This window comes from Moorena sp. SIO1G6 (assembly GCF_010672795.1).
GTDB classification, from domain to species: Bacteria; Cyanobacteriota; Cyanobacteriia; order Cyanobacteriales; family Coleofasciculaceae; genus Moorena; species Moorena producens.
In genome coordinates this window covers 10,536-25,318 of sequence record NZ_JAAHFZ010000029.1, presented here as the reverse complement: position 1 = coordinate 25,318, position 14,783 = coordinate 10,536, and the positions used below count along the sequence as shown (strand labels likewise).

General features: G+C 41.3%; 1 protein-coding gene. It reads right to left on the bottom strand.

Translation table 11 applies throughout. From position 1 onward, the window contains the following. Positions 1-51: 51 nt before the first annotated feature. A complete protein-coding gene (locus F6K63_RS23520; protein WP_287313240.1) occupies positions 52-14,718 on the bottom strand; it encodes a hemopexin repeat-containing protein in 14,667 nt (4,888 codons plus the stop codon). Positions 14,719-14,783 lie beyond the last annotated feature (65 nt).

Sequence of the window (14,783 nt, the reverse complement as noted above, 5' to 3'; positions counted from 1 at the left end):
GTAGTTAATTAACTAAGCGGTAAAACAACCAATTAATTCAACCTAAATCAATTAAACAACCGCCTTATACATCACAACCAATCCCAAATTACTCAAACTCTTCTTATCCCCCTTCGCTTTAAAGTTCCAACTCGCGCCTGAGCTTCGGATCATCAACCCATTCGCCTCATTAAACTTGCCATGCTTCAATGTCAGGTCATCATCATCATTCATAATCAAACTCACCTGCCCTTCCCCTTGCATTTCATAATGAGGCACCAACCCAGTAATTTTACTTCCCGATAAATTTGGCAACATCTCCCGCTTGACCATAATGTCGAGTTCTTCAGTTTCGTCACTAATAAACGCCTGCCATTCTTGAGGAAATGTTTCCGCCATATTTATATAAACAGCTGTGGGATAGGGCTTTAACATCCCCTTCACCGCACTGGCGAATGAGTTACCGCCATTAAGGGCAGTGTACTTCAACTTGATAGTCACCTTATTCAGTTCGTTCAAGTTGTAGCTGCCACGCTTACCGCTTAACTCTAATCGCCAGGTTGATACCGCACCTGTTCCTTCAAAGGGAAGGAAACGTTCATCATCTAATCGCAGTTCAAATAAACCGTTCGGTTCGTCATATTCTCCTATGTCACCCAAGGCTATTTGCTGAGTGGTGCGCCAATCGCTGCGGATTGACATCGGTTCCTTACCTTTGGGATTCAGTAAGTATTTCACCGCTTTCACGTCTGGTTCCATCACTGTTTTATGACGGAGTTGAGTTAAGGTGGCATTCACGGTTTTTCCTTCACCCGCATCGATTTCAATGGCAATCGTTTTAACTTGTCGGTTATAGTGCCCTTGGAAGTCGTAATCGAATAAGGCTTCCGAGAGGTTGAACTCACATGTGCCTTTGGTTTTTAATTGAATAAAGGCCATGGGGTCCAGCTCCGCCAAGGAAATATGTTTCCCGATTTCTAAAGAACGGCTATTGGTATCAATATAAGCCTTCTCCATGCGGTCTAGGTCATGCCCTAGGGAATCACCACTGAGTAAACCTTTCCGCAAGCTGTCCCAATACATACCGCCAATGAACGAAACCTCACTCTCTTTAAGACCGCGCTCGAATTGATAAGCTTTTTCGGCAGATTTTGCCATATCGTGGGCTAGCTTATAGGTTTGGAAGAACAAGCCTGATAACTTGCTCGTCATCCATTGATACAACTGTTCGTTTGAGAACTTGCTGGTCATAAAGCGTTTCATTGATTCATTTTGTTTGATCTCCTTTTCGGTTGACTGTATCTCTAGCCTTGCGACATTGATTTGAAATTTCGCCCCTTCGATTTGGGCTTCCAGTTGCTTGATTTCACTTTCAGCCATTGTTTGTTGTAACTCCCAATCCTCTTTTGTGCGTTGATACTGGGCAAATAGACCTGCAATCTCACCTCCCATATTTATTGCTTCCGAAATAGACGATATACCATCAGCAGTCGTAGTTAATATGTCACTTAAGTGCATACCGCCGTGCTCAATATAAGAGGCAAATGGAGGACCAACAGCTACTTCTGGCGATGCCCCACTAATCGCTGCTGCAAATTTGAGACCGGAAATTCCATAGTTCATATAAGCTGATGCGGTCATCATGGCAATTTGAACGATTTCTGAAGCAATCATTCCTTGATCAATCAGTTTGTTATAATGCTCAAGTTGCCCTTCAGCACTTTTCTTATTTTCTTCAAGGGATTTCAAGTTTTCTAGTGCATCATTTAATTGCGCTTCCTTAATCCGGCTCGTAACTTCGAGAATTTCTTTTTCATGACGATTTTGTAACAAACTCAGGGCTTCGCTATCTTTCTTTTCGATCGCTCCCAACAAATCCCCACCGAATTGATTGAGTTTACCTACCAACTCTCGCGCTTTATTCAACATAAAGTTGAAGCGATAATGAGGTACAGGAACTGACAATCCTGCGATCGCGCCACCGATACCACCGCCACCAGCTACCGCCCGTACTAAAGCCATCGGGTCAATGGGAGGTTGGAACAAGGGCAAGGGTTGCTTAATCCCCATTATATTTAGGCTATGGCGGATTTTATACAGCCGGTCTTCTATCCTGTCCCAGTAGTCAATTAAATTTTGATTTTCGGGTATATAGAAGTAGGGTTGTGTGACAGAGCTATGAATATTAGCTGCGAAGGTTAGACTCTTTTGATCTCGGTTATCCCCACTCACATCAAACAAAAAGTCATATTCACTGCTATCTTGCTCTGCGCCCTGATCATGAATGCCTTCAATCCCATTGTTGCCATCACGGCCAAAGGGTTTTGAGTCAGACAATAATCTGGTGCCGGTATTTTCGGGTTTTTGTCCGAGGAGATCGTACGCTAAGATATAGTGCATCCTGGCTTCGTTGATACTCTCCCTGCTGTACTGACGGAACAGTTGATCCCCCCAGTCGATCAGATTATCGATATAGGCCATCACTGTGGTGCGTCGATAGGCAATGCGTCTCAGTCGGGCAATGGCATGAGGGTCGAAGGGGTCTTTCAGGTAGGCTTGGATTTGGGGCTGACTAATGGTTTCATCGGGAACCATAAATCCATACCTGATGGGAAGTCGTTTGACTATCTCCAAGGTTTCTGCTAAAGCTTTGGCATTAGGGTTATCTTTCACCAGAGCATCAACAGGCGTTTTCAGAGTGGTAATTGCTGATTCTGTAGGCAATTTTTTCAAATCCGTCAAATCGGTTTTATCAGGCATTTCTGTTCTGTCAAGCTCGTGTTTTCCTTCAAACACCTCCTCGTATGGTTCAAGCAATTTAATGACTCCGGTTGCATCCAGGTTTAATGCCCTAGCATAAGACGTGATCCGAGTAATCAAAGCCTCAATATCCACTGATAAGAACGGCAAGAATTTCCAATATTCCACTTCATCGGTCGGGTCAAAGATGAACTCAAACCATTTCTTCGCCTCTTCAAACTTCTGTTGAGTATTCAGAGATTGAGCAATCAGCAATGGCGCGTGGAAGAAAAGTTCCCAATAGTGAAGGCCATTCGCACCCCGAAATTCCAAGTGTGAATGCAAGGGAAGGGTTTCGACCCTCTTGGGATTCACTTCAATAATAGTATCAGGGCTTTCTTTTGCTGGTTTATTAGGGTCATAGTCTACTTTTTTAAACATCGGGAGTTCATCGATTTCCTGATTCTGTAGGCTAAATAGGTCATCGATGCCATGGGCAAACAATTTTTGACTCAATTTACTTCCCGTCATCGAGGACAAACGAATGATGTCATACTTAGCATTTTGCTTAGTGACAAATTCCTCCACCCTCACATATTCCTTTCCTGATACTAGGTAGGCATGACTACCCTGTTGAAAGGCAGCGTCGAACTTATCGAATCCCTCGGGCCATACCCAGTTACCTTGGATATTGTTAATTTCTTTGGTGGCTTTGGATTCGGGATCGAAAATTGCGTATTGACTATGGTCGAAGAGATAAACCTTATTATCCAATTCAAATACCGCTCGAACCGGTCCATTCCATCGAGGCAACCCTTCCGTATTATTCCTCAATAGTCGAGGATATCCCGGTTCGACATTATCGAACTCAGTACCCTGGTAACGATAATACTGGTCCCCGGAAAAGAGGTATGTTTTTTCGTTGTGAGTAAAAGCTGCATCAACCACACCTTTACCATCTTGGATGTTATTTTTTACTTTTCCCCAATCCTTCTTAATGGTCTTTGTATCCGAGGCATTATCAGATGTGAAATAAATATTTCCTTGGAAAAATCGGATTTTATTATCAGAGCTAAAGAAAGCAGCATTAATTCCATTTTCGTTGGGAATACCATCTTCTCCGCCTTGGGAAATTTTCTTTGGATATCCCGTAACAGGCTGAGACAATGATGGGTCGCCAACAAACTTAATGTATTGGTTGCCAGACACCAAATACAAGATTTGGCTACCGGTGGAATCCCTCTTGGTTAAGGCATAGTCAATGGATGAAACGGCAGTATCTGCCCTAGATGTATAATTTGCAATATTCTTGGGTTGAGACCATGGAATAAGCAATGAACTCATTACCTTATTAAAGCTAGGACCCATTATGTAATTTTGCGCAGAAAGAAGCATTAGTTGACCCTGGGAGTCAATATACATTCCTGTTAACTGGTTAGAAGGCACTCCGTTAACATGAATAGTTTTCATAGGTGACCTTGTGGGTTGATTTCTTCCATCAACATTTCTGGCAAAGTCCTTATGAAATACAAATAGTTTCGGTTGAGGATCATTAACCGCTAAAATAAAGTGCTCCCCATATATGGATAACCCGACGAGGGATTTACTCCGTGAACTTTTTATTTCAGCAATATAGTGTAGTAGATAGGCATCACTAGTAGAGCTATTTTTGTAGAACTGATTGTCGGCGATAAAGAAAGCATCCTCATTAACCACAAACGCTTCGGTAACCTGACTTAAGTTCAGTTGTTCTATATTAGCAGTATATAATCCATCAAGCTTACTAAGTAACTCTTCTTTACTTGACGCCTTCTTGAGAGTTCCGCTGGTATCATGCAAATAAGTATCTTGTCCATAATCAAATGCGTTTCTAATACTTTTTGCGTCATCAGTCGGTGGCCAGAGCTTATCCGAAATCTTTAATGGGTTGTTAAGATCATCGGATGTGACATACTGATTTCCTTTGATAAAATACGACTTATTGCCATATTCAAAGGCAGCGTCCATGGATTCCCACTGGGGTAGGTTATCTTTATTTTCACTTAGTTTTATTGGATAACCATCATCAACCTGTTCAAAGGAAGTAGAATAGACGAAGTACTGGTCTCCGCTGAACAATATGGTCTTTCCTCCTTTAACCATTGCAGCGTCTACATGGTTATTTTGTTGAATATTATTATTGACCTTACCCCACTTATCTTTCGTCGCTTCTACAGAAGAAATAACAAGATCCTCCATCTTCTTATTCTCTGACTCTGATGGAATACTAGTTGTCGTATATTCGCCTTCCTTTGAAAATGCGTACAACTGATTATTAGCAACAAAGGCCGCGTTCATAGTAAACACTTTTGTAGTATCTAGTGTTTTAACGTCTCCGTTCGTATAAGTATCCGTTGCTCCCGAAGCTGGTTTACACAGGAAGCTCGCCCCTTTGTAATAGAAGCATGCCCAGGTGAGTGAGTTTTTGTTTTCTGGAACATGCAACAGTACAGGGGGTTCAAGTTTATTCACTTTTTCAGTAGGAAATAATTCTTTAAAGGTATCAATACCAGAACGGTTGACACCAGCAGTATTAGACTGACTTGCCTTAATTTTTACATCTCTGGTTTCGGGATAGAAGTTAAAACTGCTAACCTCGTTTCTGCGATCAGCAATAATTTGGAAGGTGGCATGGCGTTTTTCTTGCTGAGACGTAAGTGTTCGCCAGTCTTTCTTCCACATCGCACCATCATTATCAAAGTACAATACATCGTAGGAATAATTGACTGATACGAAGGTGTAACCGTCACCAATTAAGCCTTTAACGATTTGAAAACTGGAATCATTTTTATATAAATTATCGTCTGCTTGTTCGTGAAGCTTGATTCGATCTCCCTGATGCCTGAGATAGAAATCCGGCTTATCTGTTGCAGTGGACTTGATAGAAATAAGATCATTGCGATTTTTATCGAGGGTAGATTCAACTATTTTAAACTGGTTTTCTGGTGCTTCAAATGCATCTCCAGGAAGAATCCGTTTAACGTAACTTAGAAGATCCTTTTCATAATTGACCAGATGAAGCCTATCAGTGTTGGTTGCCTTCAGATAGACTTTACTGTCACCATCCACAGACGCTTTTTCAATCGCCTTAATAAGTTCTTCCCTTTCTGCGAACCCATCTGCATTCAATTTCGGTTTAATCTGTTTTTCGGTCACATAGTGACAGTGTACTAGAATACTATCCAGATTGAGTGCCTTACTCCTTTCTGAACCACTAAAATCTATAAAATAGTTAGTAATGGTGTAATTGGATGTCATCTGATGATTTAGTTTCTGGGCAGGAACCCAAGTTTTGTTCAAATCATAATAGGAGTAATAAATCTGCAAAACAGATTCGGTGACAGCGTTAGACTCGACCTTAGTGTTGTTATTTTCTGAACTGATATTGACCCCTGTATCTGAACCTATACTGCTTTTCTGTTCGATTTCAGCCCAGAAAACATAAACCCGATTCAGGGTATATACTGGGTAAACCCGCTCGGAATTAATTTGAATATTAACCTCTTCCCAGGGTTGCCAATTAACTGAGTCGGTTTCGCCATTGATAAAGGTAGCGCTTCGATAATAATAGCGTCGAGGCTCACTGATGGTATGACCAAACAGAACTATGTTTTTATCATCAGGATTGTCGGGATGATCATACACATAGCCCCCAGCCACCTTGAGCTGTGATAGCTCGGTATATTGGTCGATAAACCGATTAAAGGCTTGGGTGACATTGGCCTCATTCAGTTCCCCTTGCAGGAGTTCTTGCTCTAAGGCTTTAAACTCTGGGGTTTTGGTATCTCTGAGTTCCGCTCGAATATAGTTTTCTGGATACAAGAAGACTTTACGGTTGGCTTCCCAAACCCGATAGTTCTTCATCCATTCCCATCGGTTCAGCAAGTCTTGACGGCGTTGAGCCTGATCTGGTTTTAGCTCGGCGGATTCGAGATTAATAAAGTAACGATGCATAAACAGTTGAACTGCTGCGATCGCTTCTTTGATCTTAGAAGTGGATGCCTCGCTGCCCATTTCCACATCAATTAATAATTTCTGATAAAGTTCACGAGCATTATTTACCTCTTGATCTTTATGAATAGCATAAGGTAAGAGTGCATCACGCTTGATCAGATTCAATTCATCCCGGATTTCGTTGTGTAGCAACTCCACCCCTTTTGCACCACAGTGGGTTGTGGTCAGCAGTTTGTTTAACTCCTCTTTGGCAGCAACGATATTACTATGACTGGGATACTGCTGACCGCTATTGAACTGGGCCTTGGTTACAAAGAGTTTAACCAGTAGTTGTGAATAAAGCGTCTTAGGCTCTGTGGAAATTTTATGAGCAACCTGGAAGAAATCGAATATCCGTAGGATAAGCTCAATATTAAACCGATTCTCAAATTGATTATGCTTTTGGATAAAGCCATTATTTTTCTTGAGCCACTTGAGCTGATTGATATCCCAATCAAATAGCTCTGCTAAATCAAAATAGGGCAATTTGGTATAGCCTTGTTTCGGATGAAGGATATCGGTCAAGGTGGAATCACCGCTAGCATAGGTATCGTTAAGCTGTTTAAACTCGGTGATTACTTTAATATCGGAGATCAGGTAATCAGCCCAGTCTCCCCATCGCAGCTTAAACTGATAAGGCCCCATAATCTTAGGACATTCATGGCTGTTATTGATGAACCGAACATAGTGGTCAGCCTTAACAAAGTAGCTATGACCTTCAAACTGGAATGCTGCATCAATACCACTTTCAAAGTGATTGGGCAGATTACCCCAGTTATTGGCAATGGACTTAGGATAACCTGGGTCAACATATTTCTGTAATGGGCCACCATAGCGGATATATTGATTGCCTTTAAAGACCAGTAAACCACCTTCCTGGTCAATAATGGCAGCATCGATTGATGTAACGGGTTCCTCAAAATTGTTATTGGTCTTTAACCAGGTCTCTGTTACCTTAAGTTGAGTGTTGCTATCGTTAACCCAAAGATGTCTATCCTTAATCAGATGAACTTTCCCATCTTTGTCTTTTAGGGCAGCATCGATGCCATCAATTAACTCAACCGGAACTGTAGAGAAAGTAGATTGAGGTAATATCGGCTCATCCAGTAAGCCCGAGGCAATGGTTTTGGGATAGCCGCTGTCGATATATTCGTATTCGTCACCGGAATAGCGAATAAAACGGTTACCGGAGAACAAGTAGGTATAGCTCTTCTTGTCCGATGAATCAATAAATGCGATCGCAGCATCAATTTTACCGTTGGCTAAAAAGGGTTGTTCACCGCAAGCCAGTTTAGTCAGGTCGTAATTAGCCGCCAGTTCCATGGAGGCAACAAACAAGGTGGTATCGATCACGAGATACACATTCCGTTGATTGATCACCACTGCTGCTAGCTTGGCTTTGTCTTTGGCTATCTTCTCTTCAAATTCATCCGGTAGATGTTTAAAGCTGGCTTCTTTCCGTAAGTTGATAGCGATAGATTTGGGGTAATCTTTATCAATCTGTCGATAGTCATCACTGGAATAACGGACGTATTGGTCACCTGAGAATAGATACGTTATCCCTTTAGTATCAACAACCGCAGCATCTACTTTTTCGGTTAAAATATTCTTAACCAGTCCCCAATGATAGCGTGTTCTGTGGATATCACCGATCTTAAACGACCCTGGATTACTTGAATCAGGGGTAATGGTTAAGAAACACTCAGGGTTGAAACAGTGCATAGCACCGGTTTTATCAACGAAGACAGTGGTTAACTCTTCAATGACGTGATTATCACAAGCAATCCCCTTCCACAACTGCTCTAGGGACTTCGGATAAGACCAATAATCCTTTTCGGGATCGGGATCGGGATGATGTTCCAGGAATTTACCATCATGGATCAAGATCAGATTGTCACCATCAACATATAAAGCATCAACCTGGTCAAAACCCTCTTCTTGATGTTCCTGGGGAATTTTCCAAAAACTCTGGTCGGCCTGCATCGGGTTTTCGTTATCAGGTTTTGTGTAGTCGTTGGATGAGTAACAAACATATCGGAACTCGCCATCTTCATTAGGGGGTTCTAGTAGATAGGTCTTACCATCGAGAACATAAGCATGAGCCACACGAGTTAACCCACCCCAATGATCTTTGATCATTTCCGGTAGTTCCGACGCTGGGTTATCCATGGGTTTATTATTTTCATAGGTAAAAAACTGATCCTGTGAAAACAGATAAGTTTTTCCATCCCGGCCCACGAGTCCAGCATCAAGCTGTCCAGATTCATAGATGCGGTTGGCTACGCGACCCCATTCTTCTTTTATCTCCCTGGTTTCATCTAACAATAGGTTGTAAACATGCTTGTCTTTGAATAGATAGGTATTGCCATCTGTGCCTTTGAGTACAGCGTCTATACCCGATTTGAAATCATTAGGGAGTTTAGTGAACCATTCAGGCTGTTTGTTAAGTCGGTCCCACTTTACGCCTTCTAAGCTAGTACTATGCTCCCAACCTCTGTTTTGGCTCTCAATGTAAACCGAGCCGTCTTGAATAAAGGCACATTGAATTACATAGGTTGCATTAGTGTAGTCTTTGTAGGTTTTTGATCTGCTATTGGAAATGACGCGAAGCTGTTGATCAGCAAAAAGATAAACATTACGCTGATCAGCAAACGCGGCAGTCAATTTTTCGACTAAGGCGAGACTCTCTTTATCTTCCTTTAGCTGTTTAAAGCGAGGCTCATCGGCTAAAGCATCTTTGATTGACTTCGGATAACCAGATTCAACATTCTCGTAATTGTCATCTGTGTATCGGAAGAATTGTGAACCGGAAAATAGATAAGTATGAATTGCGCTTTGCTTCTGAGTCTCAGTTTGACCTTTAACTTCCTCCTCCCATTCAGAATGCAGTCGCACCGCCGCATCAATTTTTCCAGTTTCTAAAATATTATTTTTGATGTTGCCCCAGAATTTCTCAGTTTTTCTGGGATAGCCGTTGTCCAAATGACAAAACTCTTTGTCTGAAAAACGAACATACTCATTGCCAGAAAAGAAATAGGTTTTTCCATCTTTGCCAGTAAAGGCGGCATCTAGTGTATCAAAGGTGATATCATCCCACTTATCTTTGATATTTTGGGGTTCTGACCACCAACGATGCATATCCTCAGAGTAGATAAATCGGCTTTCAGAAAACAAATAGATATTGCCATTGTAATCAGTAAAAACCGCATCAACGGCAGTAAACCCTGCATCAATTAAGTTCTGAGGCAGATTCCACCAGTTATTATCCTTATTGTCCACAAGTTTTGGATAACCTTCATCTACTTTTTTGTAGTCATTAGTTGAATAGCGAATATACTTCGGTTTAGGAGTATAATTATCGAATAAATAAGTCTTTCCATCCAACACGAAGGCTGCATTAACTTGTTCTAATCCCCCCCAGTCGGGTTTGATAGTTCTCGGATACCCTGCATCCACTTCGGAATAGTCATCACTGGAATAACGGAAATACTGATTGCCGCTAAACAGATAAGTTTTGCCATCAAGACCAACAAAGGCGGCATCCACTTTTCCATCAGTCAGTGGGTTTGACGTTTTACCCCATTTCTCCTTAATCTCTACGGGGCCGTTACGATTACCGGCTGAGTCAACGGTTATAGATTTTTTGTCTTTAAATAGGTAAAGTACTTCATTTTTATCTTTAAAAGCCGCATCAATATCTTGGTGGAACTCAGCAGGAAGATTGTTAAAGTGTTCTTTAATGAGTTTAGGGAACCCTTCAGTGGGCATCACGCCATCATTTTCCAGGCAATCGTTAAAGCTAAATATCTGATCGCCGCAGAAGATCATGATCTGACTACCGTGGATATATGCCGCATCCACTTTGCCGGTAGTTTTGAGATTATTTTGCGTCCGCCCCCACTTAGCGAGAATACTCTGGGCTTTAGTCAGGTCCTCTGAGCTAACAAATTGATCGTTTTTAAATAAGTAGGTCTTACCATCATGTCCGACAAAGGCAGCATCTATGGATTCTTGAAATGGTTTTGGTAGTTGTTCGTTGCCTGGTTCATTTTTCCAGTGTTGGGCAATATTTTTAGGATAGCCTTCATCGATATAGTCGCTTCCCTTGGATTGGCGGACATATTCGTCACCTGAAAAGAGATAGGTGTATCCGCTACTATCAGTATAAGCGGCATCGATTTTATCAAGGTTCTGGAAGTTATTATGGAGCTTACCCCATTCTCGTTCTTTTAGTTCCCAAACTTTATTATCTTTGGATTGCTGATAGTATTTTCCGTTAGCGATAATCACGTTTCGACCGTCATTATCCACAAAAGCCGCATCAATGGTTTTACCGGCAAAGTGAACTGAAAGTTCTTTAAGTTCCTTTCCTTCTTCTTCTTCTAATTCATAGGTTATGCCATCATAAATCCAATATCGGTCACCTGCGAACAAGTAGATCTTGCCATCGGTGCTCTCCAGGAGGGCATCAAATGTTGTAATGGGTGTAGTTGTATTGGGTGTAGTTGTATTGGGTTCAGGTTTTTGGGGAAGTGCCAGCTTTTCAGGAAACTTCTCCACTAAACTCTGATCATGAAAGACCAGCTCAATATCTTCTTTAGTCAGTTTGAGTTTATTGGCCAGCAAGGCAAACTGTTGAGTTCGGCGATAGGCAGTGTTGAACCGTTGTTCTTTGGGCAGTTTGGTAATATTGCCGAGAAGATCTTCAGCCTTTAATAAGGGTAACAACCATTCAGATGCAATATGATCACTGCCTTTGAACATCTCAGCAGAGATCACTCGCATACTATCCACATTAAGGTTAAACGTCTGCTTTAACTGTTTATAGATAAAGGTTTCTTGTTTTTCAGCTAGGGTTTTAACCAGGCTAACTACCTTATTAACCATCGCCGATTGCTCTTTAGCAATGGCATGCAATAAGAAGAATACATCTTTATTGTAATCTTCAAATGCTTCTAGGGATATGGCCAGGGCATTGTCGATATTTAGGAAATAGTCAAGCTTATCCTCTGGGATTTTCCGGTCATCGGTGATGTGCTCTAAACTGATCAGAAGGTCAAATAATTCCTCTTTTTCGCTGCTACTGAAGCCCAGCTGATCTAGTGGATGGTCTACTAACTGTAGCTTGTCTGATAGCAGTACGATGTTGCGCAAAGTATTAAACACAACCCGGTTATCAGTGGGCTCGAATGACCACCAAATATCGAAGTTATCGGAATTTTCTTCTTCTCTGAAAAATGCTTTATGTTTTTCGGCTATTTTACCCCCTTCTAGAAAGTGGTAGTTTACCGCCTGGAAACACCATCTGGCCACAATTTTATCGGCAACTTCAATAAAATGCTCTCGGCTAAACTGAAGATAACTAGACAGATTTTTTTCAATATGTTGCTTTAACGCTGATAATATGGCTGTTCTATGGGGATAGAATTGCAACGCCAGGGAAAAATCGTTTAGTGGGAGCTGAGTTAGTTTAAGGTTATGGACAAAATGCCCGTTTTCATCGATATAGTCGTTAAACTTGAGATTTTCAATCAAATCATCCACTTCGAGCTCGGTTAGTCCTAACTCAGAAAATATCCCTTTGTTAACCGCAATCTTGTGTAGTTTTATCTCCTGACTACGCTTAGACAGAATCTCGAATACATCTTTTGACTGGGTACCGATATTGGCATTAACTTCAAAATTCTCTTCATTATCAGAATCCTCGAAGAATGACTGTTCAAGGAGGGCACCTTCCTCATCGATATAACCGTTAAAAATTAGATTTTCGTAGAGCTCTCTAGATTGAAAGTCTTCTAACTCCAAGGGTTTGAGATCGGAAGGATAAATGGAAACATCATGATGGTCTTGATGTAGCTGGCTAATTTGATTGAACAGCTCAGACCGAATCGGGGTAAACTCTGTATCAATGTGGAATTCAGTCACATCGCTAGTGAGTTGGTCTTCAATCAGCCTGCCTTGAGTATCCAAGTGACCTTTATGAATCAAATTGTCATAGATTTTATCGGCTATTTTTTCCCCAATCCCCAAGCCCAAGAAATCTTTCTCGGTAATGGTGTCAATTTTATTAACAGCGTCGATGGCTGCTTTTTTGACAAGATTCGCATCAAAGGAAATCAGCCTAGGCTCTTTCTTCGTCAGATGATAGTTGCGATCGCTTAAGGTTTCGTAAACCAGCCGTGATGTCCGGCTGTCCAGCCCAGCTTCTTTTAGTAATGATTCTTTAAAATGTAAGGGTTTAAAAGCTTGATGCCAACTATTGAATAACGCCAGTTGCTCTTCCTCGTCAATCTCCTTTTGGGTTTTGACTTTCTTAACCGGCATGGTGTCATCAATTTTCTTCAATTCGATTTTATCGACATAAGCACCACTGGTTATTTTTAACAAGTCATGGGCAGAAAAGTCGTTCTTTTGCATCCATTGGGTCAATCCATAAACGACTTGAATCAACCACATGGAGTTTTCAACATTATCCTTGGAGATGATTTGGTAACAATCCCGCTCATCTATCTTAAAGTCTATTAAAACGTTGCAATTTTGAAATTGCCGAACAGCGGGGTCTTTTTCTAAGATATCGAAAATAATAAATAGCTCTTCCAGGGAAATCTCACAGATATTGGCTAGCTTACTTACACGGTAGAAAGTGGTAAGCATTGACCTTTCTTCATCCGCCTTGCTCCAAAGCTCATCGTTATCCAAGTGGCTACGAAACTTTTTAATTAAGTAGGTCAGTTGCTTGGTAGGTAAATCCAAAGAGTGGGCAACCCTTTTTCGATAACCATCATTGGATGTATCGAGAATATCTAGTTTGAATTCAATCTTGGAAAGTCCTAGCTCAGAAAATTGTTCAGGAATATTGGCGTGATTCCAGATATACTGTTTATCAGCGATCGCACAGGGGTTATTGTAAACGCGGTTAAACAGGTCAATCGGCATCTCCTCATTACCTTGCCCGAGGATATTCATCGGAGCAAACAAGGCACAAATCTCATCAACTTCCAGTTCCAGCTTAGCCTTTAGCCAGTGAACAACTGCGATACGGGTAATAGCTTTTGCGTTTAACTGATTGTTACAGCAGGTACGTAGGATAATATCCAGTTCGGTAAACGTGAACCCGGTTTTCTTAGCGAGACGGATGAAGCGGTTGGCACGGTCTAGCCAGAAATCAATTTCTTCACCCTGTGATCTAGAATCTTGAATTTTCCACCCAATGGCTTGTTCATCCTCAGTTAGATCAGCAGCCCCTATTTGAGAGCTATTACAGAAAAATTTAGCTAAATTATCGTTCTTAATTTCTTGACTTTTATTAAGATTTTGAAATAAAACTTCTCGAAGTTCTAGTTCACTGATGCCGGTAGCTGTAAGAAACTTATCTACACTTACAAGATGATTTTCGATTACCTCTTTACCTTGATCATCCTTTGACTTTACCTTGAGGTCTGATAAATTAGTAACACCGTAACACAGTGCGATCGCATTGCCTGTTCGGGCGGTTTCGATCAGAGTCGCCCACTCTTGTTCTAAGATCCCTAAATAGGCTTTTGCCAACAGCTCTTGCTGTGGCATCTCATCAAGTAATCTATAAAGTTCCTCTGCTTTTACACCAAGATGCTGAAGATAGACCTTGACTGTTGCGTAGTCAATATCTTGGGGCAGGTTAAAGGGATAAATCGCTTTACGGATCTGTTCAAAAGCCTCACCATTTCCATTGTTCTTGATTTTAGAGGCTAGGATCTCATTGACTCGATCCAGGTAAGGTAGCATCTCAAAGGTATTTTTAGCATCCAGCAGTATTTCCTTGATATCACTGCGACGCTGGTCAAACCCGTGTTCCTTAAACTCATCATCCAACAGTTGTAATAAATCAGCTAAATAAGCAGCAGGAGAATAAACTGAACGGGCTTCATCGCCTTTTTTGAAATCAATTTCTCCAAAAATCCGTTCATAGCTTGGTAATTGTTTAGCCATATTTCCCTCTACTTATTCAGAGCATTTATACCAACTCTGTACTGGTGCGTCTTTATATACTATTG

Coding starts and splice junctions, on each gene's coding strand:
- F6K63_RS23520 (WP_287313240.1), bottom strand. CDS start 14,718: ATGGCTAAACAATTACCAAGCTATGAACGGATTTTTGGAGAAATTGAT.